This window comes from Corallococcus sp. AB011P (assembly GCF_003611605.1).
GTDB lineage: Bacteria > Myxococcota > Myxococcia > Myxococcales > Myxococcaceae > Corallococcus > Corallococcus coralloides.
Window position 1 is genome coordinate 37,809 of record NZ_RAVX01000027.1, and the last position, 23,017, is coordinate 60,825.

Annotated in this window: 18 protein-coding genes; 8 read left to right on the plus strand and 10 right to left on the minus strand. The window is 68.8% G+C overall.

Features of this window, described 5'->3' with window-relative positions; translation table 11 throughout:
- Nucleotides 1–12: 12 nt before the first annotated feature.
- Nucleotides 13–489, minus strand: a complete 477-nt coding sequence (locus D7X30_RS37565) for a MaoC family dehydratase (RefSeq protein ID WP_120567796.1) — start codon at nucleotides 487–489, stop codon at nucleotides 13–15.
- 211 nt (nucleotides 490–700) lie between these two features.
- On the opposite strand from D7X30_RS37565, the gene D7X30_RS37570 reads away from it, so the two are divergent.
- Nucleotides 701–2,098 carry a BamA/TamA family outer membrane protein gene (locus D7X30_RS37570; protein ID WP_370052032.1) on the plus strand — a complete coding sequence of 466 codons (1,398 nt, stop codon included), beginning with the start codon at nucleotides 701–703 and terminating at the stop codon, nucleotides 2,096–2,098.
- 9 nt (nucleotides 2,099–2,107) lie between these two features.
- Here D7X30_RS37570 and D7X30_RS37575 read toward each other — a convergent pair whose 3' ends face one another.
- The 5 genes from D7X30_RS37575 to menA all read right to left on the minus strand — a co-directional run bounded on the left by D7X30_RS37575 (nucleotide 2,108) and on the right by menA (nucleotide 8,824).
- Nucleotides 2,108–2,959 (minus strand): DUF5995 family protein, encoded by an 852-nt coding sequence (locus D7X30_RS37575; protein WP_147443415.1) that lies wholly within the window; start codon nucleotides 2,957–2,959, stop codon nucleotides 2,108–2,110.
- 270 nt (nucleotides 2,960–3,229) lie between these two features.
- Complete coding sequence (locus tag D7X30_RS37580; RefSeq protein WP_120567799.1) at nucleotides 3,230–4,483, minus strand: c-type cytochrome; 1,254 nt, start codon at nucleotides 4,481–4,483, stop codon at nucleotides 3,230–3,232.
- 100 nt (nucleotides 4,484–4,583) lie between these two features.
- The gene (locus D7X30_RS37585) at nucleotides 4,584–5,723 is read right to left on the minus strand and encodes a hypothetical protein (RefSeq protein ID WP_120567800.1); all 1,140 of its coding nucleotides are present in this window, start codon (nucleotides 5,721–5,723) and stop codon (nucleotides 4,584–4,586) included.
- Nucleotides 5,724–5,738: 15 nt separating this feature from the next.
- Nucleotides 5,739–7,649: a hypothetical protein gene (locus D7X30_RS37590; RefSeq protein WP_120567801.1), complete on the minus strand. Its 1,911-nt coding sequence runs from the start codon at nucleotides 7,647–7,649 to the stop codon at nucleotides 5,739–5,741.
- Between the two features lie 248 nt (nucleotides 7,650–7,897).
- The gene (menA, locus tag D7X30_RS37595) at nucleotides 7,898–8,824 is read right to left on the minus strand and encodes a 1,4-dihydroxy-2-naphthoate octaprenyltransferase (protein WP_120567802.1); all 927 of its coding nucleotides are present in this window, start codon (nucleotides 8,822–8,824) and stop codon (nucleotides 7,898–7,900) included.
- Between the two features lie 255 nt (nucleotides 8,825–9,079).
- Here menA and D7X30_RS37600 point away from each other — a divergent pair, with 255 nt between their 5' ends.
- Together D7X30_RS37600 and D7X30_RS37605 are read left to right on the plus strand one after the other, a co-directional pair.
- On the plus strand, nucleotides 9,080–9,769 hold the full coding sequence (locus D7X30_RS37600) for a DNA-binding protein (RefSeq protein ID WP_120567803.1): 690 nt from the start codon (nucleotides 9,080–9,082) through the stop codon (nucleotides 9,767–9,769).
- A 209-nt stretch (nucleotides 9,770–9,978) separates the two neighbouring features.
- Nucleotides 9,979–12,429: a transglycosylase SLT domain-containing protein gene (locus tag D7X30_RS37605; protein ID WP_120567804.1), complete on the plus strand. Its 2,451-nt coding sequence runs from the start codon at nucleotides 9,979–9,981 to the stop codon at nucleotides 12,427–12,429.
- Nucleotides 12,430–12,476: 47 nt separating this feature from the next.
- Here D7X30_RS37605 and D7X30_RS37610 read toward each other — a convergent pair whose 3' ends face one another.
- A complete protein-coding gene (locus D7X30_RS37610) occupies nucleotides 12,477–13,292 on the minus strand; it encodes a hypothetical protein (RefSeq protein ID WP_199724661.1) in 816 nt (271 codons plus the stop codon).
- A 319-nt stretch (nucleotides 13,293–13,611) separates the two neighbouring features.
- On the opposite strand from D7X30_RS37610, the gene D7X30_RS37615 reads away from it, so the two are divergent.
- A complete protein-coding gene (locus D7X30_RS37615) occupies nucleotides 13,612–15,045 on the plus strand; it encodes a M28 family metallopeptidase (protein ID WP_120567805.1) in 1,434 nt (477 codons plus the stop codon).
- A 68-nt stretch (nucleotides 15,046–15,113) separates the two neighbouring features.
- Here D7X30_RS37615 and D7X30_RS37620 read toward each other — a convergent pair whose 3' ends face one another.
- Complete coding sequence (locus D7X30_RS37620) at nucleotides 15,114–15,998, minus strand: fatty acid desaturase (protein ID WP_120567806.1); 885 nt, start codon at nucleotides 15,996–15,998, stop codon at nucleotides 15,114–15,116.
- Between the two features lie 219 nt (nucleotides 15,999–16,217).
- On the opposite strand from D7X30_RS37620, the gene D7X30_RS37625 reads away from it, so the two are divergent.
- The 3 genes from D7X30_RS37625 to D7X30_RS37635 all read left to right on the plus strand — a co-directional run bounded on the left by D7X30_RS37625 (nucleotide 16,218) and on the right by D7X30_RS37635 (nucleotide 18,710).
- Nucleotides 16,218–16,880 carry a TenA family transcriptional regulator gene (locus tag D7X30_RS37625; RefSeq protein ID WP_014397545.1) on the plus strand — a complete coding sequence of 221 codons (663 nt, stop codon included), beginning with the start codon at nucleotides 16,218–16,220 and terminating at the stop codon, nucleotides 16,878–16,880.
- 176 nt (nucleotides 16,881–17,056) lie between these two features.
- Complete coding sequence (locus D7X30_RS37630) at nucleotides 17,057–17,683, plus strand: DUF47 domain-containing protein (protein ID WP_120567807.1); 627 nt, start codon at nucleotides 17,057–17,059, stop codon at nucleotides 17,681–17,683.
- Between the two features lies 1 nt (nucleotide 17,684).
- Nucleotides 17,685–18,710 carry an inorganic phosphate transporter gene (locus tag D7X30_RS37635; protein ID WP_120567808.1) on the plus strand — a complete coding sequence of 342 codons (1,026 nt, stop codon included), beginning with the start codon at nucleotides 17,685–17,687 and terminating at the stop codon, nucleotides 18,708–18,710.
- A 49-nt stretch (nucleotides 18,711–18,759) separates the two neighbouring features.
- On the opposite strand, the gene D7X30_RS37640 is transcribed toward D7X30_RS37635, so the two are convergent.
- Nucleotides 18,760–20,481 (minus strand): hypothetical protein, encoded by a 1,722-nt coding sequence (locus tag D7X30_RS37640; RefSeq protein WP_120567809.1) that lies wholly within the window; start codon nucleotides 20,479–20,481, stop codon nucleotides 18,760–18,762.
- 285 nt (nucleotides 20,482–20,766) lie between these two features.
- Between D7X30_RS37640 and D7X30_RS37645 the strand changes: the two genes are divergently transcribed.
- Nucleotides 20,767–22,182 (plus strand): radical SAM protein, encoded by a 1,416-nt coding sequence (locus tag D7X30_RS37645; protein ID WP_120567810.1) that lies wholly within the window; start codon nucleotides 20,767–20,769, stop codon nucleotides 22,180–22,182.
- On the opposite strand, the gene D7X30_RS37650 is transcribed toward D7X30_RS37645, so the two are convergent.
- A complete protein-coding gene (locus D7X30_RS37650; RefSeq protein WP_120567811.1) occupies nucleotides 22,160–22,990 on the minus strand; it encodes an acyl-CoA desaturase in 831 nt (276 codons plus the stop codon). The genes D7X30_RS37645 and D7X30_RS37650 overlap by 23 nt on opposite strands.
- Between the last annotated feature and the right edge of the window lie 27 nt (nucleotides 22,991–23,017).

The window sequence follows — 23,017 nt, forward strand, 5'->3', positions numbered from 1 at the left end:
GTCACGTCCCGCTCACCCGCTCGCCGGGCGACGGGGCAGCACCAGCTTCGCGACGAGCACCTGCAGCACGTCACCCTTCTGGTTGCGCGTCTCGCTGCGCACGGTGGCGATGCCCCGGTCCGGCCGCGTGCGTGAGGGAGTCACCTCCAGCACCTCGCTCTCCACGTGAAGGACGTCCCCCGGGCGCGTCGGCCTGGGCCAGCGGATGTCCCCGCCCGCCCCCACGATGCCGCCCTTGAAGGGCAGTCCGCTCTGGACGTTGAGCTTCATGGTGATGGCGGCCGTGTGCCAGCCGCTCGCCGCCAGCCCTTCGAACAGCGTGTCCTTCGCCGCGGCGTCGTCCAGATGGAAGCCCTGCGGGTCGAACTCCCGCGCGAAGGCGACGATCTGCGCCGCGTCCAGCGTGTGCGTGCCGCTGATGAACTTCTGCCCCACGGACAGGTCGTCCAGGAACAGCTCCCGGCGCCCGCCCTCTTCCGTCGATGCCATGCCCGCGTCCCTCCGGGACGGATGTCCGTCCAGATTATGAGCATAATCCGTCCAGACCCGGGCCGCTCGTCCGGATGCCAGTGTTCTCCAGGGCGCACGGGGGGCCGTCGGCGGGTCGAGCCGGACGCCGAACGTTGAACATCGCGCGACCGCGCCGTTCGACACGCGCCGAAACAACCAGCGCCCGCGGCCCGTGGAGTATGAGCAGTGCGTGCTTTTCTCCTGCTTCCGCCATCACCTGTCCGTCCTCGCCCTGGCCCTGACGGGCCTGGGGGCCCCCATGGCCCACGCTGACGAGGACCTGCCCGCGTCCACCTCCCTACGCTCCCAGGTCGGAGACGTGACGGTGGAGGGCGCGAACAAGACGCGGTCCTCGACGGTGCGCTCGTTCGGACAGGTGGGCGTGGGCGACGAGGTGGACAGCGAGGAGCTTGAGAAGGTGGAGCGGCGCCTTCTGGCCACAGGCCTCTTCCAGGATGTCCGTGTCAGCACCGAGCCGATGCCCGACGGGCGCGTGCGGCTGGTGCTGCGCGTGAAGGACAAGGCGTCGTGGGTGGTGGCCCCCACGGTGGCGCTGTCCTCCGCGAACACCGGCGGCGGGCTGCTCTACGCGGAGAACAACCTGGGCGGCCGCGCGAAGAAGTTCGCCGTCGCGGCGCAGGTGAGCACCGGCGAGAGCGGCCTGTACGTGGGCTTCCTGGATCCGATCCTCTTCGGCCTGCCGCAGCTCAAGTTCAGCCTGGAGGGACAGCTCAAGAGCGACCGCGTGGACGAGTACAGCATGGACGCCAGCGAGGACGACCCGGAGGTCCTCCGGCGCACGCGCTTCAACTCCGCGTCCATCAGCTCCGAACTGGGCGTCATCCTCTTCGAGCGCGTGCGCGCGGCGGCCAAGTACCGCCTGTCCAGCATCGACGCGAAGACTCCGGATCCGGAGATGCCGGTGACGACGCCGCCGTTCTCCACCGGCCCCGCCATGCGAGACACGTCGCTGCGCCTCATGGTGGGCCTGGACACGCGCCAGACGCTGCACGCGGTGACGGAGGGGCTCAACCTGGAGGCCTCCTACGAGGTGTCCACCCCGGACGTGTGGAGCGAGTTCGACTACCGCAAGTTCGGCCTCCTCTACCGCCACGGCATCCGCTTCTTCTCGGAGAACAACCTGGTGCTGCGCGGAGAGCTGGTCCTGGGCACGGACCTGCCCTTCCACCAGGAGCTGGTGATGGGCGGCAACACGCCGCGCGGCTTCCAGTACCGGCAGTTCCGCGGCGACAGCCGGCTCACCTTCACGGCCGAGTACCACTTCCCCCTCTTCAAGGTGCAGTCGCTGGCCTTCCGGGGCGTCGCCTTCTCCGACACGGGTGCCGTCGCGTGGCAGGAGGTGGCCGAGGATGGGCTCCTGCTCGACGCCAACGGGCGCGTCATCCGCAACTACCTGCGGCAGACGATCACGGGCCAGAACCCCATCACCCTGGCCCAGGGCGTGGGCGGGGGCCTGCGGCTCTACCTCAACAACGTCGTGCTGCCCCTGTTGGGCGTGGACGTCGCCTACGCCGTCAACTCCGGCCAGGTGCGCTTCTACCTCGTGGCCGGAGTCACGCCCTCCTGAGGCGGTCCGCTAGCCGGCGCGGGCAGCGCTCGCGTCCTCTGCCGGATCAGGCTCCGGAGGCAGCACCACGCCAGGCCACGCCTCCGGCGGCAGGTCCAGGCTGAACGGCGGCGACTCGCCGCGCACCGTCCACCAGAGCGCCTTGTCCGCGCACAGCGCCTGCGCGATGCGACCGGACGTCGTGCGGACGCGCTCCACGACGGCCTGGTGCTCCTCGGGCGTCTGCGCCTCCAGCATCGCGACCACGTTGTCCCAGACGCGCTGCCGCCACACGATGAGCATCTGCATCACCGTCCGCTCCACCACGGGGCGGCTGAAGGGCACGCGCAGCAGCAGCCGCGTGGACGCGCACCGGTAGCGCTCCGCGAGCAGGTCCACGCACTCCGGAATGCACGAGCGAAGGATCTCGTTCACGTGGAAGTAGTCATGCCGGTAGCGCGCCATGCGGCGTGCATCCGCCGGCGGCGACTGGTGGGCGATGTTGTCGTAGACGACCATTCCCAGGTCGTGGTTGATGTGGGCGCTCACGCCCAGCAGCGCGTCCTGGTACGGCTGGGTGAGGCGCTGGGCCGGGTAATGCGTCGCGAAGCGCCACGCCGCGGTGGGCAGCGGCAGGTTCTTCAGCGAGTCCCTGACGGCGATGAGCGCCTCCTCCGCGAAGCGGCCCGTCAGGTGCGACAGCCACTCGGGTTCCAGGAAGCCGCCCGCGTCCTCGCGGCTCAGCAGGTGGACGACCTTCCGCGTGACGATGGCGTAGATGTCCAGGAAGATGGCGCGTGAGTCATCCCGCGCGTTCAACCGGGCGAGGATCTTCTCCAGCCCCTCCAGCGCCTCCTCCGCGTTGACCGGATTCCAGAGCACGTCATCCAACCGGATGGGCCCCTGCGCATCTGGGGCCTTTGTCTCGTGGAGGTGAAGTTTCTGGGGGCGCTGCGACCGCTGAGCCGAGGGGGAGGCCGGTGAAACATTCATGGAATGACGCTCCGCAGGGTGGGGGAACGACTTCGCATGAAAGCTTATATCAACCGGTACTTCCTGTGACACCCGCCCACTCCGGGAGGGATGGGTTGTTTCACGAGACCCCCGCGTGTTGACACTCACGCGGGGGTCAATGTCACACCGGTGTCAAACTCAGGGCGCGGTGCCCTCACTGACAGTGCCACCCGTCTTGCCCAGGACGTACTTCGCCAGCGACAGGGCGTTGTTCTCGTCGACGAGGGACTCGTAGGTGGGCATCTGCGTGCCGGGCTTGAAGGACTCGGGGTTGCGGATCCACTTCGCCACCTCCTCCGGGGCTTTGCCCTTGGCGCCCTGGAGCTTGGCCTCGAAGGCCTTGCCGGGGGCGTGGCAGGTGGCGCAGCCCAGGGAGCTGAACATCTTCTCCGGATCAGCGGAGGGCTCCGCCTTGGGACGGCCACCGGTGGGCGGCGGCACGACCGTGTCGTTGGGCTTCATGGAGCGCAGGAAGGTGTAGAGGGCCGCGAGCTCCACGTCGTCCGCGTAGCGGTACTTGGGCATGGGCGGGCGCAGGATGTAGCCGCCCGGCGTCACGCCCGTGATCATGGCGTGCTTGAACTCCTCCAGCGTCCACTTGCCGATGCCGGCCGACTCGCTGACGGTGATGTTGGGCGACAGCAGCTTGCCCTCGCCGCCCAGCGGCGTCAGGTCGAACTCGAAGCCGCCGCTCAGCACCGTGTCCGGGTGCTGCAACTTCACGGCGCTGCCGTCGAAGCCCGGCGAGTGGCAGAAGACGCAGTCGTAGACGCTGCCGGCCAGGTAGCGGCCGTACTCCACGGAGTCCGCCGCCTTCGCGGGCACGGGCACCGGCTCCGTGCGGCCCTTGTCGTTGATGCCCATGGCGAACGCGAACACCATCCGGCCCGGGGGCGTCAGCTCGGAGCGCGGCGGCTGGGACGTCTCCGGCGCGAAGTCCGGGTGCCCGGAGCGCATGAAGCCGATGACCGCCGCGATGTCCTTGTCACCCATGTTGGGGAACGCGGGCATGGGACGGAAGTGGTGGCTCTTGTCGATGCCGTTGATCACCATCCGGGCGATCTCCTGGTCCGTCCAGGCCCCCACGCCCTTCTCCATGTCGGAGGTGATGTTCGCGGAATAGAACGTGCCCAGATCTGGCGGGAAGTCGTGCATCCGGCCGCCCACGGGCTTGGTGTTGCCACCGCCCGCGTGACACTCCGCGCACACCGCGCGGAACACCTGCTCACCGCGGGCAATGCCCTCCGGCGAGCTGTCGCGCGTGATGTTGGGCAGCGCGACATAGTCATACGTCTTGTTGATCTTGTGGCTGGCCACGCCCATGGCGGTACCCGCGCCAATCAGGACCAGGGCGACCAACGCACCAATGGCGATCAGGATCTTCTTCATCATGGGGAACGCTTCTCCGGATGAACGGGAACGGCACACGGCGCTCCGTCTGCTCCACGGGAAGGAGTGGACAGCAGCGCCGGTGTTGGAACGGGTGAGGCGGCTACTGGCCCGGCAGGCAGGTGCTGGGCGGGGGAATCTGGGGCGTCGAAGAGGGCGTCTTGCTGTACATCTGGAGGCCGGCGAACGTCACGCTGCCTGGGGCCACGGGAAGATCCAGCGGCTGGAGCACCCACGGGCGCCCTTCCGGGTCGCTCGTGGTGGTGTCCTTCGCTTCGTAGTGGACCACCGGCGGCGGCCCCATCGGCGGCTGCGGCTGCGGCGGGTGGACGACGGCGACGAGGCCCAGGGAGCTGTTGGGCGCCGGAGTCCCCCCCGGAGCCACCGGCGGGATGAAGAAGCCGCGCGTGGACTGCAGCCCCGCCAGCGGCGGCGGCAGCGGGGTGCCCGGGGGCGCCCACTCGATGTTCAGCACGCGGCCCGCGCTGGCCTCCACGGTGGTGTTCGCCGCCGGCACGCGGAAGACGGGGAAGCCCGGCCGGTACAGCCAGAACACCGTCACGCCGCCGAAGCGGCCCGGGTTGATCAGGTCCGCCACCGTGGTGGGCGTGCCCTCGAAGGACAGATACTTCGCGACCGCCTCCAGGATGCCCTTGTCGCTCATCTGCAGGGCCTCCAGGCCCACGCAGGCGCTGTGCGCGGGCACCACCGGCCGCACCGTCAGCGTGGGCACGTAGTTGCCCGCCGGCACGGGCTGCAGCGTCAACATCGGCGGAGGCAGCGGCATCACGGCGTTGTTGGCGAGCGCGGCCTGCGGCCCCCCCAGCGACAGCACGAAGTACGGCGCGCCCCGGCGCGTGGGCACCTTGTCCAGGGTCCAGACACCGTTGGGGTCCGACGGCGCGACCACGCCGGCTTCCGCGAGCACCTGGCCCGTGGCGCTGTCCAGCAGGGAGATGGGCGCGTTCTGCACCACCGCGCGCTGCAACAGCGGGCTGAACTCCGCGTACAGCGGCGGCAGCTGGCACTGCTCGGGCGTTGGCGCGCAGCCGGCCAGGTTGAAGAAGTAGGCCTCCGGGTCCACGGTGAAGCCGGTCAGCCGGGACGTGAGGCCCTCCGGCTCGCGGTTTTCATACGTGGGGCGCGGCGTGAAGGTGGACGCCGAGGGGTTGTTGGATTCCTGGCAGCCGGCGTTCAGCAGGGCCGCGCCGAGGAGCGTTCCGACGAAGAGAGCTCTGTGCATGGCGGGTTGCGTCCCCTACTTCGCGGGGAGGATGTGGCTGGCGGGAAGCTGATCGCCGCCGTGGCAGGTCTGCGCGCAGTTGCCGAACTTGCTGGGCGTGCCGCGCTGTTTGAAGGCGATCTGGAAGAACTCGTCCCCGTGCTGCGAGATGTGGCACGAGCCGCACAGCGACAGGCTGGGCCGCTCCGTGCTCTTGCGCGTCAGGTGGCACACGGTGCAGTCCGCGCGGTTGGCCGGATAGCTGGGCGAGTTCATGTGGATGCGGTGCACCATCTCCTGCGTGCGGCCCACCGTGTCCGTGTCGTAGTGGTGGCAGACCTTGCAGCTCTCGATGTGGTCCACCGACAGGCCGTGGCGCAGGTTGTCCAGCGACAGCACGCCGCGGTGGCAGAGCTGGCAGTTGCCCACGTTGCCCGGGTACGTCGTCGGCTCGTCCTGGCCCACCTGGAAGAAGAACGGGTTCAACTTGGCGACGCGCTCCCCCAGGGACGCGCGGTTGAACTTCACCAGCGCCACGTAGGTGCCCGGCTTCGCGTTCGCGGGCAGCGTGAACGTCTGGCGGGTGGGCCACTTGTAGTCGATGAGGCCCGGCGTCAGCCCCGTGAGCGTGGCGTCATCCAGCATCGCGAACGGGAACGGCCGGGCGAAGAACTCGGGCTTGTCGCTGGGGTTGCCCAGCACCTTCAGGTCCTGGATGGGACCGGCGATGGCCACGTTGGAGATGGAGTCGTTCTCCCCGACGGTCGCGATGACGTTGGGGACGAAGGTCTGGATGCCGTTGGACTGGCCGGCGATGATCTCCCGCGCGCTGGGCAGCAGGTCGCGCGAGTGCAGGTGCGCGCCCGCGCTGTCGCGCAGGTCCACGTAGACGCTCACGTCCTCGCCGGGCTTGTAGAAGCTGCCCTCCTTCGGAGGCGAGAACACCAGCCGCGAGTCCAGGCCCGGGCTGCACTGCACCGGGTTGCCGGCGTCGTCGGTGCAGGTGGACGGGCGGTCATCCGGGATGATGTACGTGACGGGGAAGAAGAACGGCTTGTCCGGCAGCTGGCTCCAGGTGGCCTTGAGCGCGCCGGGACCCGACAGGCGCGGCACGCGCAGCACCTTGAAGGGGTTGGTGCTGCCCACCCAGTCCACGCGCGCGATGGTGCGCGTGATGGCGCTCTGGTCCAGGCCGCCCGCGAAGCCCGTCACGGTGCCGGGGTCCTTGTCGCCGGGGAAGCGCGGCGGCTTCAGGTTCTCCGACCGCCAGGAGAAGCGGCTGTGGCCGGCGTAGGGTGAGGAGGCCAACAGCTCCGAGCGCAGGTAAGTCTGGCTCGCGCGCGGGGTGCCCGTCTCGTCCAGCACCTCCACGGTGATGGTGTCGTCCTTCACCTTCTGCCAGTTCGCGTTGCCGAACTGCACCTCGCGGGTCCAGCAGTCCTCCACGGCGCCCGCGAGGCTGTAGAAGCTCCACTCGTCCGGACCCTGGTTGACGTTGGTCCAGTCCAGGCCCGCGAACACGGACTCGTTCTTGATCCACCCCAGCGCGGCGGTCTGGTCGTTGGGGTTGTTGTGCTGGTTGACCACGGTCTCCGACACGGAGAACTGGTTCAGGAAGTACTGGGTGTCCGACAGAATCTGCAGCGTCCCAGTAGGAGGCGACAGCGTCAGCGGGTTCTGCCCGAGCGGCGTGATGCACATGTCCGGGTACGAGCCGGTCACGCTGTTCTTCGCCACCATCTGCCCGTTGGGCAGGAAGGCGCAGCCGTTGATGTACTGGAGGCTCAGCCGGATCGCTCCGGAGTTGAGGCCCTGGTACGGGTCGAACCGCTTGGCACCGCGGCCCGTGGTGGACCCCTCGTCGTCAGTGACCTTGAGGAGGTTGCAGGACAGCAGGGGCACCAACAGGGCGCACCACGCGCTCTTCAGCAGGATTGAGCGGTTCATGGAAGACGAGGCCGGGGGAAGTCAGGGGGAGGAAAGGGAGCAGGTATCCTCACGCGCGGGCCCACGCGACCCACCCTTCCCGACGCCGCCAACGCTCCGCATCGCGGAGACGGTGAGGCTTGGGAAGGGTTGGGAGGAGAACACCTCATCGGTTCGAACTGACCACATTATGAGAGTCCGCGCAATTCGTGGACTCCAGATCGCGCAGGCGGATGGAGCCCCGCGGGCGGGTGACTCAGGGCGTCGGACTAGAGGCTGAGGCCGGCGGACAGGAGCAGCGCGAAGACGAGCCCCAGCGCCGCCGTCTTCCCCAGGTGGGGGTTGAGCGCACCGCCATCCTCACGCCAGATGGCGCGGATCTGCCTCACCGCGAGCGGCAGGGCCGGCAGCGTGAAGAGCCAGGCCCGGCCGTGCTCGGGCATGAGCAGCCAGGCCGCTACCGGGAGCGCGAACGCGCCCCCCACCGCCACCGTGTACTCCCAACGCCCGAAGCGTTGGCCGAAGCGCACCACCAGCGTGCGCTTGCCGGCGACCACGTCCGTCTCGCGGTCGCGCAGGTTGTTCACCGCGAGGATGCCGGCGGAGAACAACCCCATGGACAGCCCCGCCAGCAGCACGGCCGGCGTGACGTGGTGGGTGAGCACGACGTAGCTGCCGCTCACCCCCAGCAGGCCGAAGATGATCAGCACCAGCACGTCCCCCATCCCCAGGTAGCCCAGGGGGATGGGGCCCGCGGAGTAGAGGACCGCGCCCGCCAGACAAAAGGCGCCGCCCGCGAACACCGTCCAGCCCTCCGCCCGGGTCAGCAGCAGCAGCGCCAGCGACGAGCCGGTGAACGCCAGCGCCGCGGCCGTCGCCACCTCACGCGCGGTGAGCCAACCCTTCTGCGTGACGCGCGCGGGCCCCAGGCGCGCCTCGGTGTCCGCGCCCCGCTCGAAGTCCGCGTAGTCGTTCACCAGGTTGCTCACGATCTGCATGAGCACGAAGCCCACCAGGAACGTGAGCGCCGGAGCGAGCCGCCATTGCCCCTCCGCGTTGGCGAAGGCCCACCCCAGCACCGTGGGCGCGATGGAGGCCGTCAACGTCTTGGGTCGCAGCGCGAGCCACCAGATGCGGGCCAGCGAGGGCTTGGCTTCGACCGCGACACTCGACGAAGGGAGACTCGAAGTGGTCATGGATGTCCGGGGGAGGGCAGCAGGCGCACGGTAAAGCTACAGGCCCGTGAACCGCAAGAGGAGCCAATGATTCACATCGGTTCTCCTCATGTATCACCTGTCGCAAGCCTCCACGCTCCGTCGCAGACGCAGTGTGTCGACAAGTCCGCCCGGCCTCGATGCGACACAAAGGCAGACGCCAGTCCTATTTCGGGCAAATTCGAGAACAATCAGAAATACCAGCTATCCCTGCCCGCTGGATGCTAGAAGGGGGCCATGAACCCGACCTCCTTCCCTTCCTCCCCTCCCCTTTCGAGCCGGAGCACCCTGACGGTGCTGGGCGCGTTCGTGCTCGCACTCGCCGGCTGTCATCCGGTGCTCTCCATCGAGGATGCGCGTTCGCGCTCCAACGGCTCGGAGGTGACGGTGGAGGGCTCGGTCACCGTGGCTCCGGGCACGTTCTCCTCCGCCCTGGGCGACGAGGGCTTCGCCATCCAGGACGACACCGGCGGCATCTACGTCAAGCTGGAGGAGAAGCTGCCCTTCAGCCTGGGCGCCCGCGTGCGCGTCACCGGCACGCTGGACGAGCAGAACCGGCTGCGCATCCTCAAGAGCGTGCCCGAGGACGTGGACCTGAAGTCGGGCACGGAGCAGGTGTCACCCAAGGGAGTCACCACCGGCGGCGTGAGCGAGTCCGTGGAAGGCCAGCTGATCCGCGTGAGCGGCGCGATCACCCAGGCGTTCCAGGACGACTCGCCCTACGGCTACAAGCTCTACATCGACGACGGCACCGGCGAGGTGCAGGTGTTCGTCCACGTGTCCGCCGGCTTCGACAAGGCCGCGCTCCAGGCCCTCACCGTGGGACAGAGCATCGCCGTAGTGGGGCTCGCCGCGCAGTATGAGGCGACCTACGAGGTGGCGCCCCGCATGCCGAGCGACCTCTCGGTGCAGAACGCCGCGCCCTGACAGCAGGCAGGCGCCCCTGGGTATGTAGCACCCCAGACGCCAGCCGCAGGGTCCGCGGGCCGTTGGCTTTCGTGCAGCGCTCCGGGTGTGTGCCTGGGGGCGGATGCACAAAAGCCAACGCAGGCCCGGCAAGCGGACGGGCGGGCAGGTTCCAAGCTCACGGGCAGTGCCAATCCATCCGGGTCCCTGGCGGACGAACGAGGGCTGGCATGGACGGACTTCGAGGAACAGCAGCGGTCTTGCTCGCGTGCGCGGGCCTGTGGGCTCCGGGCACCATGTGGGCACAGGCACCCGACGAGGACGACTCCGGCGACGTGATGTCGGAGGAGAAGCTGGAGGCCCTGCTCGACACGCCGACGGCGCAGCCCTCCCAGGACGAGGTGACGGCGGAGTCCTTCGGGCCGGAGCGGCTTTCGACCTACTTCGCGGAAGGCCTGCTGGCGAAGGCGAAGGCGGAGTTCGACCGCGGCCGGTACAAGTCCGCGCGGGCGCTGCTCGCGACGGAGTCTCCCCCTTCCCTCCCCGGCCGCTTCCTCCAGGCGCAGAGCGCGTTCCTCGCGCGCGACTTCGCGACCGCCGCCGCGGAGTTCACCGCGCTCGCGGAGGACTACGTCCCGTTGCGCGACCACTGCCTGATGAAGGCCGCGCAGTCGCATGAGCGGCTGCGCAAGCCGCTGCGCGCGGCGGAGCAGTATGGCGCGGTGAGCCCCAGCTCCCCGCTCTATCCGGAGGCCCGCTTCACCATGGCGCGCGTGCTCAAGCGCCAGCTGAAGATCCCCGAGGCGCTGGCGGCGCTCCAGGAGTTCATCGACAACCGGCAGGCCCGCGGACCGGACGCGCTGCGCATGAAGGCGCTGCTCGCGTACTGCGACCTGGCGCGCGCGCAGGGCATGTACAACGCCGAGCACCGCGCGCTGCTGGAGGTCTGGGCCACCGCGCCCCTGTCGCCGGAGGCGGACCGCGCGAAAGCCCTGCTGCGCGATTTGCCCCTGCCCATGAAGTGGCGCGTGCGCCGCGCGGAGGCGCTGGTGGAGCTGCACCAGAACGTCCCGGCCATGAACATGCTGGCCCGCTCGGGGCCCCGCACGGAGCTCCCGGACGAGCTGGCCTGCCGCGCCCAGCTCACCCTGGGCCGCGCGCTGCGCAAGGAGCGTCAGCACCGCCGCGCCATCCAGGTGCTGGAGCCGGTGGCGCGCGAGTGCCAGTCGCCCGAGCAGCGGCCGCAGGCGCTCTACCTGCTCGCCTATTCGCAGTCCGTGGTGCAGCCGGAAGCGGCGGTGGAGACGTACGCCACGCTGGCGCGCGACTACCCGGAGCACGGCTACGCGGACGACGCGCTGTTCTTCGAGGCCTGGACGCAGCAGCGCCTGGGCCGCGCGGACGAAGCGCTGGAGAACTACGAGGCGCTGGCGAAGCGCTACCCCGCCGGCAACTTCGCCGCCGAGGCCCTCTTCCGCGCCTTCTGGCTGCACCAGCGCAAGGGCGAGACGCAGCCGGGCCTGGCGTCGCTGATGTCGGTGGAGCAGCTGCCGGAGTCCGCGCGCACCGACGACGCCCTCTGGCGCGCGCGCTACTGGCAGGCGCGGGTCCAGGAGAACGCCGGCGCGCTGGACGCGGCGCTCGCGCGCTACGAGCTCATCGCCACCGAGCGCCCCACGGCCTGGTACGGGCTGCTGTCCCGCACGCGGCTGGCGCAGCACGCGCCGGAGCGGCTGGCGCGGTTGACGGAGACCGCCGCGCAACCGGCGGTGGCGAAGAGCGTGAACACCGCCGCGCCGGCCAACGACGAGGTCTGGCCCCTGCCCCCGGGCCCGCTCCAGAAGGATGCGCGCTTCGCGGCGGGCGTGGAGCTCTTGCGCCTGGGACAGCCGGGCGTGGTGGAGGAACTGCTCGCGGTGGACACGCGCGGCCTGGCGGAAGCGCCCGCGCGGCTGCTCTACCAGACCATGCGCCGCACCGGCCGGGGCCGGGCCACGAGGCAGGTGGCTCGCGTGACGCTGCGCCAGGAGGCCGCCGGGCCGCTCAGCGCCGCGTCCCGTCCGGTGTGGGAGGCGACGTGGCCGCTCGCGTTCCGGCCCCTCATCCAGAGCTACTCGAAGGCCGCGCGCGTGGACCCCGACCTCCTGCAGGGCCTCATCCGCGAGGAGAGCCGGTTCAACCCGCGCGCACGTTCGTCCACCGGCGCGCTGGGGCTCGCGCAGCTCATGCCCACGACGGCCCAGGCGGTGGCGGACTCGCTCAAGCTGGCGTCGTTCGAGATGTCGTCGCTGCTCCAGCCCGCGCAGAACATCCGGCTGGGGGCGGCGTACCTGGGCTCGCTGCTCAAGCACTTCGACGGCAACCCCGCCTACGCGGTGGCCGCCTACAACGCGGGCCCCGCGGCGGTGGAGCGCTGGCGCAAGGCCCTGCCCCAGGCGGAGCTGGACGAGTGGGTGGAGCACATCGCCTTCGACGAGACCCGCGACTACGTGAAGCGCGTGCTCAGTAGCTACAGCGCCTACAAGCTGCTCTACGCCAACGAAGTCCCCGCCTCCTTCGCGCCGGCCCGCAAGGCGCCGCTGGAGGCCGCGCGCACGCCCACGTTGAGCCCCGCCACGGGAGTGGGTGGCAGCGGCCGGAACGCGGCGACGCCCACGTCCTCCGTCTCCGGGAGACGCTAGCGGCTCACGCCGGACGGGAAGCACATCCCCGCCCGGCGTGGTCGTGACTACTTCACGCCCTTGGGCTGGGTGATGGACTCGGAGCGGATGGTGTACTCACCGGCGATGGCGTTCGTGTCGATGCCCGTGAAGTGACGGTACGGGTACGCGCCATCCGCGACGGTCTCGATGAACTCCACCGAGTCACCGGTGACGGACTTGCCGTTGATGTCCACGGTGAAGGTGTTCTTCTCCGAGTCCAGGCGCCACACGCACGCGCCGACGTTCGTCTCCGCGGAGCCGGTGGACAGCCCGTCGATGTCGTAGTCGTTCAGGAAGTGCTGGTGCATCTCCGCCCAGCGCAGGAAGTCCCGCCAGTTGGTGAAGGTGATCATCAGCCCGGCCGGCTGGGGGCTGGAGCCCTGGAGCACGCCGCCCCGGTAGATGTTCATCTTGTACGCGGAGCCGCCCGGCGAGCCCGTGAACGTGGGCAGGATGTTGACCGTGTTCGCCTCGCGGCCCGGCGTCACCTTCAGCGTGCTGACGACCTGGTCGCCATCACGCGCGGACAGCTGGTAGCCGCCCTGCGCCCCCAGGCTCATCGCCACGCGCTGATCCCACTTCACGGCCTGCGTGAAGCCGCTGGAGACGCCGTCCTTCTGGGTCGTGAGGTTGGACACCGCCAGCCCGTCCGCGGCGGAACCCAGCCTCGCGCGGCCCAGCGCGCAGCTCGTGATGCCGTCGAACTTGTTCACGCACTGGGACGCCGCGGCTTCCTGCGCGCCCAGGGAACCGGAAGCCTGGCCGTCGTCGGCACCGCCCGCGCAACCCGTGATGCTCAGCAGCACGGAAGCCAGCAGGGAACCCGTGATCTTCAAATGCATCCGCTACCTCATGGTGTGGGGTGGACTGCCCGCGGCCCTACTGCACCCCTCGCGCCAAGACCCGGAGTCTGTCTGTTTTCACTCGTGTCATTCATTGATTGAGAAAATGGAGTAGCGCCGGGCGTCACATGAAACATGTGATTTGTAGCAAGCCGGGTCTCACACGGAGCGTCAGGACGTCGCACTCATGGGCCCGGTTTTGAAACGGGGATTCAGGGGATGAACCGGACGCGGGCGGAACTTTGCCGTGACGCACAACTCCTCAGGGGGTTCGGCGGATAATCTGGGGAGCGCGGTTCCTCCCCCCGGACACCCCACCATGGCCTCGAAGATCAACGACAGCTCGCGTCCCCTCACCTCCGTCTCGCGGTTGTCCTCGCAGGACGCCCGGACGACGGAGACGAAGTCCCGGAACCGCCCCCTTGCGTTCAAGGACGGCTTCGAGTCCTCCAGCAGCACGCGTCCCGCGCCCGGCCAGCTGCCGCGGCTGCCCGCGCCCCCTCCCATCCTGGGGCTGCCCGCGCCCACCACCCCGACGCCGGCGCCGACGACACCGGTGCCGCCGGAGGCCCCCACCGAGCCGCCCGTGTCGGCCGACTCGGATCCGATGACGCACCTCGAGTACCTGGCCTCGGACGCGCTGCAGGGACGTGACAGCCCCTCCGCGGGGCTGGACGCCGCTTCCGTCTACGTGCAGGCCCACGCGGAGAAGTACGGGCTGGTGGGGCCCAACATCAACAACCCGGAGAACCCCTTCCAGCAGAAGTTCAACGTCTACTCGTGGCTGGGCGCGGACAAGGCGGGCGAGACGGAGGGCGCGGCCCACGCCGGGCATGCCGAGCACAAGCAGTTCGGCCACACGATGTTCCAGGAGGGCTTCTACCTGGACGAGAAGATGCCCAAGGACACGCTGAAGAAGCTCAACCAGCAGTACGAGCAGACGATGAAGGCGGCGGGCCAGTCGGTGGTGCCGGCGCGCGCGGGCAAGCAGCGCAGCGTGGAGGAGCTCAAGCAGGTGGCCTCCGCCACGGGCCAGGCGGTGAACACCATGGCCATGCTGCCCGGCACCGGCCCGCACAAGGACGAGGTCATCGTGGTGATGGCCCACCTGGACCACGTGGGCGTGGACCGCAAGGGCAACGCGTACAACGGCGCGGACGACAACGCGTCCGGCAGCGCGGTGCTGATGGCGGCGGTGCCGGAGCTGGCGGAGGCCGCGAAGAACGGCAAGCTGGACCGCTCCGTGCTCTTCATCTGGACGGGCGCGGAGGAGAAGGGCCTGGTGGGCTCGCAGTACTTCGTGGACCACCCCATCCCCGGCCTGGAGCTGAAGAACATCGCCGGCGTCATCAACACGGACATGGTGGGCCGCTGGGATGATCAGCGCCTGTCCGTGGTGGACACCAACACCAAGGGCCAGCCCAACTACTTCCGCGACGTGGTGGACCAGGCGAACCAGCAGCTGGCGGATCCGTTCGACCGCATCAACCGCGACATCAACGTCTACCGCGACCGGCAGGACGGCGCGTCCTTCGGACGCAAGGGCGAGGACGTGCTCTTCCTCTTCGAGGGCCTGTCCAACCCCGAGGGCGGCGGCGACCTCATCCCCGAGTACCACCGGCAGGATGACGACATCGACAAGATCATCGAGGACAACGGCGGCAACAAGCCCCGCCGCGTGAAGGACCTGCTCCTCAACGTCATCAACCTGGCGGCGAACCGCACGACGGAGCCGCAGCAGCCGCCGAAGTAACTGTCCGCGGCACCCTCCGCCGGAAGGAGCACTTCCGGCGGGAGCTTCCAGCGGGGACCGCGGGACCGCTAGGCGGCCAGCGTCTCCCTGCTGCCTTCCACGGGCCTGCCGGAGAGCGCGGCGACCTCGTGGTCGCTCAGCACGAGCTTCTCCTCGGAGCCGCGCCAGACGAACGGGATGCCCGGCTGGCGGTACAGGTTCGCGGGGATCTCCTGCGCCAGCTGCGCGTGCAGCTCCGGCAGCTTGGACCAGTGCAGACCGTGCCGCGTGTGATGCGCGGTGTGGTAGCCCAGGTTGCCCGTCATCAGGTTGTAGCCCTTGTGGAGGATGTTGTACGAGGCCTCCGAGTGGTTGGCCGTCTCCAGGCCCACGTGGTGGAAGTACGTGGCCCAGGTCGTCACGTAGAGCGACGCCATCATGGGCAGCAGGAACACGAAGAGCGCGTTGTAGGGGTTCACCCAGAACAGGCCCGCCAGCAGCACCAGCTGGAGCGCGGCCATCCACACGAACACGCGCAGCGCCTTGGGGTGATGCTTCTTGCCCACCTGGAACGCGCGCGAGTACGCGGTCAGCGCCGTGCTCAGCGAGTACTCCACCTCCCCCATCGTCGAGCCGTCATCCCGCTTCCAGCGCGACTCGTCCTGCGTCTGGTCCAGGTAGTTCTTGTGGTGGCCCAGCACGTGGTGGAGGAACCACGCCTGCGACGTCACGCCCGTCTGGAAGCCGAAGACGATCTCCAACAGGCGGTTGGGCAGCGCGTGCTTGAAGAAGGACAGGTGCTGGTGGTGGTGGTTCCACGAGCAGATCCACCCCTTGGGGATGATGCCCAGCCCGAACCACAGCACCGGCACCCACCAACTGCGCGCCGTGAGGAACACCGTCATGTCGAGCGCGAAGACGCCAAGGAACATCAGGACCGGGATGCGATCTTCAGGGTGCCGGAACAGGGTCATGCGCCTTCCGTACAAGGGGGCCAGGGGAAAAATGCCGATTTTCCAACTGTAGGCCGTCAGCCCCTATGCCGAACAGCCCACCCTTGCCTGCCTGCACGTTCCATACTGGCGGTAAACCACGTAGTCACGCTGAACTTGTCTTTCCACATTTCCAAGAATCACAGTCCTGCTTTGTGATAAACGCCCACCCAGCCCTTTTGGACCAACCTGGAGGCGGCAATGCGGAACCAGACCATCGAGGCGGCACTGGCGAAGAATTCCCACCGTGAGCAGCTGATCAAGCACCGGTTCTTCGAGGTGGTGGACGAGAAGGCCTTCAGCCGCGATCAGGCGGAGCTGGTCCTGGGTCAGTGGTGGCACCCCCTGCACTACTTCCCCACCTTCCTGGGCAAGCTCATCGCCGTCTGCCCGCAGATGGAGATGAAGACGGCGGTGACGCACATCCTCAACCAGGAGGTGGGCGAGGGAGACCCGGCGCGCGCGCACGAGCGCTTCTTCATCCAGACGATGACGGACGCGGGCTTCACCAAGGCGGGCGTGTCGGAGGCGGACATGACGCCCGCGACGCGCCGGCTCATCGACGGGTACCAGCGCTCCACGGACAGCCACCTCACGGGCCTGGGCTTTCTCTACGGCACGGAGGTGGCGGACCTCACCATGGTGGCCAAGCTGGGCAAGCTGGTGCGCCGCACCACGGGCCTCAAGGCCCTGCCCTGGGTGGACATCCACGTGAAGCAGGAGCCGGATCACGTGGAGACGGCCGGCCACACCATGGGCCTTGCGTACACGGACGAGGAGCTGGCCACCATCACCCGCGGTGCGGAAGAGATGTGGCAGCTGTGGGTGGGCTTCTTCGAGGAGCTGCGCAACCGCGTCGTCTGAGCGGCTCCTCGCGTCAAGCGCAACCCCCCGGAATCCGTACGTTTTCGTACGGAACACTGGCGAATCTCTCCAGGTAGGGTAGTCACTCCCGCGTCACGGGAGTGTCACCCCCTAGAGGCGCCACCCCCTCCCGCGGCGGATAGCTCCTGTCCCTCCAGGCGCCGAGGGAGATCCCCATGCTCGAAAAGCTGATGCCGAAGTCGGACGAGTTCTTCGACGACTTCGACGCGCAATGCGCCAGAACTGTCGAGGGAGCGAAGCTCCTACACGAACTCCTGAGCGACTTCCGGGACGTGCCCACGCGCGTCCAGGCCCTCAAGGACGTGGAGCACAAGGGCGACGAGGTCACCCACACGGCCTTCAACCGGCTCCACCAGCAGTTCATCACCCCGTTCGACCGGGGGCAGATCCACACGCTCCTGTCGCGCATCGATGACGTGTTGGACCTGACCAACGCGGCGGCGGCGCGGCTGCTCTACTACGAGATCGAATCCACCCGGGCGGACGCCACGGAGCTGGCGCGGCTCTTGGTGCTCTCCACGCAGAAGGTGCAGGAGGTCGTCGCGGCGCTGCGGCTCATCAAGAAGCCGGAGCAGATCCTCGCGGGCTGCAAGGAGATCAAGCACCTGGAGTCCCAGGCGGATGAAGCCCTGCGCGCGGGCATGGGCCGGCTGTTCAAGAGCGGCGTGGATACCCTGACCATCATCAAGTGGAAGGAGATCTACGACCTCATCGAGACGGCCACGGACAAGTGCCAGGGCGTGGCCAACGTCATCGAGGGCGTCGTGCTGGAGCACAGCTGAGATGCTGCTCGCAGCGGTCGTCGCCATTGTCGTCGTCGCGCTCGTCTTCGATTTCATCAACGGATTCCACGACGCGGCGAACTCCATCGCCACCGTGGTGTCCACGCGCGTGCTGTCACCGAACCTGGCTGTCGCCTGGGCCGCGTTCTTCAACTTCATCGCGGCCTTCGCGGGCGGCGTGCACGTGGCCAACACCATGGGCAAGGGCATCATCAACTTCGAGATGCTGCGCGCCGCCGGCCCCACCGCGGTGCTGATGGTCATCTTCTCGTCGCTGATGGGCGCCATCGTCTGGAACCTGCTCACCTGGTGGTGGGGGCTGCCCTCTTCGTCGTCGCACGCGCTGGCGGGCGGGATGATTGGCGCCACGCTGCCCGTGCTGGGCTTCGAGGGCCTGGTGGGCAGCGGCATCGCGCGCATCGCGGCCTTCATCGTGCTGTCGCCGCTCATCGGCATGACGCTGGGCATCGGGATGATGCTGGCCAGCACCTGGGCGGTGCACCGTCAGACGCCGCTGCGCGTGGACACCTGGTTCCGCCGGCTGCAGCTGGTGTCGTCCGCCATCTTCTCCTTCAGCCACGGCACCAACGACGCGCAGAAGGTCATGGGCATCATCGCGGTGGTGCTCTTCGGCACCATCTGGCGCGACCGCCCGTTCCACATCGACTGGTGGATGATCATCTCCTGCCACGCCGCCATCGCGCTGGGCACCTTCTTCGGCGGCTGGCGCATCATCCGCACCATGGGCCACAGCCTCACGAAGCTGGCGCCAATTGGCGGCTTCAGCGCGGAGACGGGCGGCGGCGTCACCATCATCGCGCTGGCGGAGCTGGGCATCCCCGTCTCCACCACGCACACCATCACCGGCGCCATCGTCGGCGTGGGGTCCACGCGCGGCTGGCGGGCCGTGAAGTGGGGCACCGCCGGCCGCATCATCTGGGCGTGGGTGTTCACCATCCCCGCCGCCGCGCTGGTGTCCGTCCTCGTCTACGGACTCACGCTGGCCGTGGTTCGGATGGTGGGCTGAAGAAGGCCCGGGCGCGGGGGAGCAGTCCCCCGCGCCACCTGCCGCGGCCCTACTGCACGACCCGGACGTTGAGGGCCGTCGACGGTCCACCCACGGCCGGCGGCACCCAGGGCACCACCTTCTTGTTCTGCCACTGGACCAGCTTCAGCGACGGGTCCTCCAGCGGCACGTCGAAGGTGTAGGAGATGCGCGTGGGGCCCTCGGCGTCCGCCTCCTCGATGCGCACCTTCATGCCCTTCATGTCGAACTCGTCGCCCTGGTGCACCGGGTGGCGCGCGGCGCGGTGGATGCGCTCCTCCACGGAGTCCAGGAAGTGGCCGCCCTTGGTGAGCGCCAGCTCCACCGAGTTGGGGCCGGTGCGCGTCACCTTCTGCTCGTGGAGCGAATAGGACAGCACCCACCAGGCCTTCGGCAGCGGCTGGCCCGAGGACCACCAGCGCACGGAGCCGTAGATGCCGATGATGCCGTTGGGGGAGTTGAGTACCACCACGCGCTGGTTGGGGAGCTTCTCCTGGTCAAACGCCTCCGTGTAGCGCGCCTGCACGCGCCCCATGAGCGCGTCCGCCTGGGAGTACTGCTCCATGGTCTGCCACCAGATGTAGGGCGAGCCCACGACGTGGATGAGCGCCATCACCGCCGCGCCGGCCAGCACCGCGCCCGCGCGGAACGTCTTCGCCCGCCCCTTCCACGCGTGGCGCAGCACCACGGCCAGGCCCACCGCCATGCCCAGGCTGGGCACGATGAGCGTGCGCGAGCCGGCGAAGGCGGAGTTGGACATCCACGTGGACACGAACGCGCCCGTCAGCATCCAGCCCACCGTGCGCCGCTCCGCGGCCTCCAGCCGGGGCCACACGCCCCACACGAGCAGCGAGAACAGCGTCAGGCCCACCGCGCCCAGCATGGTGAAGAGGGGCACCAGGGACTGGTCGAAGATGAAGTCCGGGGGCGCGTTCAGCGTCAGGCCCGCGATGGCGGCCGGCACGCGCCCGAGCATCGCCTGGAACCACGCCACGGGCGTCCCCAGGGCGTCCAGGTACATGTCCGAGCCGCCCGCGCCGTAGCCCATGGCCCGGTACGCCGCGAAGTAGAGGGCCATCAGCACGCCGAAGGGGATGAGCCCCTTGAGCTTGTCCTTCGCCTGCCCCGGCCCGGAGAAGGCCTCGTAGGCCAGCACGTACGGGCTGAGGATGACCATCGTCTCACCGCACAGGAGCGCGAGCGCGAAGGACACGAGCGCCCCCACCAGCGCGCTCTTGCGCCCCTGCTCCCGCCACTGGACGTGGAAGGCGAGACCGAGGACGCCGAACAGCAGCGACATCACCACGCTGCGGTAGGACAGCCAGCCCAGCACCGCCGCGTGCGAGCCCCAGAGGGCGAAGAGGACCATCGCCACGCCCGCCACCGCCGTGGGCAGCACCCGCCGGAACAGCGCGCCCGCCAGCACCACCAGGCCCACGTACCAGAGCAGCGAGTGGAACTGATAGGCCACGGCGACGCGGTTGTAGAGCACGTGGTCCAGCCCGTAGAGCAGGCTGCCCAGGGGCCGGAAGAACGCGACGCGCACGGTGGGCTCCACCCACCACGGGAAGACGCCCACCTCCGCCAGCCGCAGCGTGTGCTCCGGGATGCCCGTGGCCGTGCGGTACACGTCCAGGTGCGTGTTGCCCAGCGGCGCGGGCGGCGGAATGTTGTCCCAGACGCCCAGCCAGATGAAGTCATCCGGCATGAATCCCGAGCGCAGCGCCAGTGCGCCCAGCGCCACCGCGAACACGATGGAAATCCAGAAGTAACGCTTAAACGGCCAACCCGGGGCGGTTGGCGAAGGAGAAGTATCCATGTTTCAAAGATCTATCAGCACGCCCCCACACGAGATAGGTCCTCCTGGGTCGTCCGCTGCCACCGGAAACACGCGGAGAGTGTGGCGCGTGTGATGGAGATCCTTTGCCAGCGCCCGGACTCCGGGTGATCCTCCGCCGACGAAGGGGGACGCGGTCCGGCAGGTGAAAACACGAACGCGAGCGCCCGTTGCAGCCGCGCCGCCACCGGGCCCGCTCGCATGCGCATCGCCATCATCGCCACGTACACCCATCCGACCCGGCTGCGAATCAAGGAACCCTCCATCATGCAGTCCTCTGTGCCAGAGCTCATCGCGGGCCTGTGCCCGGAGCACGCGGAGGTGGAGATCTTCAACGAGAAGGAGGCGGACCTGCCGTTGGACCGGCACTGGGACCTCGTCTTCTTCTCGTACCTGCACTCGTACTACGAGCACACCAAGGTCCTCTCCACCCTCTTCCGTCAGCGCGGCATGACGACGGTGGCGGGCGGCCGGCACGCGGGCCACTTCCCCGACGACGCGGCGAAGTACTTCGACGCGGTCATCACCGGAGAGCCGGAGTCCAACGTGCCCGCGCTCATCGCGGACTTCGAGAAGGGGGAGCTGAAGCCCCGCTACAGCCTACCGTCGCAGGGCGCCGCCGCCATCCGGCCGTACCGCTACGAGCTCATCGACTTCACGCACAACAAGGTGCGCCTGCCGGGCATCGAGGCGTCGCGCGGCTGCCCCTTCACGTGCAACTTCTGCGTGCTCACCGGCCACGAGCGCTACCGCTTCCGGCCCATCCCGGAGGTCATCGACGAAATCCAGACGCGCATGCGCTGGAACCCGAACTTCCTGGGGCTGATGGGGGACGCGTTCGTCTTCCTGGACAACAACCTGGGCGGCTCGCCCAAGTACCTGCGCGCGCTGTGCGAAGCGCTCATCCCCTTGAAGAAGACGTGGGGCTGCGCGCTCACCTTCAACGTGCTCAAGGACGAGTCCCTGGTGAAGCTGATGGCGAAGGCGGGCTGCCGCTACGTCTACACCGGCCTGGAGTCGCTCAACCCGGACTCGCTCAAGGCGATGAACAAGGGCCAGAACAAGCTGTCGGAGGTGGACGCCGTCATCCGCCGCGTCTTCTCCGCGGGCATCCTCCTGTCCTTCGGGCTCATCGTCGGCTCGGACGGCGACACCAACGAGTACCTGCACCGGCTGCCGGACTACCTGGCGGACCTGAAGTACTTCTCCGTCACGTTCCTGGGCATCGTGTGCCCGTATCCGGAGACGCCCTTCTTCCGCGAGCTGAAGGCCGAGGACCGGCTTCTGCCCGGCACCACCAGCCGGGACTACGACGGCTACACGCTGTGCCACCGGCCCAAGCAGATGCACGCGTCGGAGGTGGTGGAGCACTTCCAGCGGCTGTGCCACACGCTGGGCAGCCTGCCCAACATCGCGCGGCACTACGCGTCCAAGCTGATGATGAGCGACCTGCCCCGCTACAGGCAGACCATCCTCTTCTCCGGGCCCGAAATCGTCAGCATCCGCAACCCGGTGAAGAACCCGGCGCGCCGCTACATCGCGGGGCTGGATGCCATCGAGGCGTGGGACGCGGAGCGGATGCCCGCCCTGGGCCTCACGCCGCAGGTCCTGACCTGAGCCGGGACGGCAGGCGCACGTCCCACGCCAGCCCCAGGGCCTGGAGCGCTCGGATGAAGAGCCAGCCCGGGTCCCACTGCCACCACACCCAGCCGTGCCGCGCGGACGCGGGGAAGGCGTGGTGGTTGTTGTGCCAGCCCTCGCCCAGCGCGAGCACGCTCACCCACCACACGTTGCGGCTGTGGTCGCGCGTGTCGTGGACGCGGTGTCCGAACGCCGCGTGGCACACGGAGTTCACCGCGTAGGTGCTCTGCATCCAGCACACCACGGGCAGGAAGAAGTACGCGGGCACCGTGCGCCAGCCGAACGTCAGCCCCACGAAGAGCACCCCCAGCACCTGCGGCGCGATGCGGTAGCGCAGGAGCCAGTGGTAGTAGCGGTCGTCCGCCATGTCACGGCACCAGGTGCGCCAGCCGTCCTCCTCCGTGGAGGCCTCGTTGAGGATCCAGCCCATGTGCGCGTACCAGAAGCCGCGCAGCGGCGAGTGCACGTCCCCGTCCGCGTCCGCCTTCGCGTGGTGCAGCCGGTGGTTGGCGGCCCACAAGAGCGGACTGCCCTGCGCCGTGAGCATGGCCACGGTCACCAGCGCGTACTCCACCCAGCGGGGGCACACGAAGGCGCGGTGGCAGAGGAGGCGGTGCAGCCCCACCGTCGTGCCCAGGCCAATGGACACGTACACGGCCAGCGCCACCGGCAGCGCGTACGGGGGCCAGGGAAGGAAGAACGCCAACGCGGCCAGCCCGTGGACCACGAGCATGTAGATGACGATGACGGGACTGAGCTGGAAGCGGAGCGGCGCGGTGATCATGAGCCCGGTGCGGTGGTCGAGGAAGAA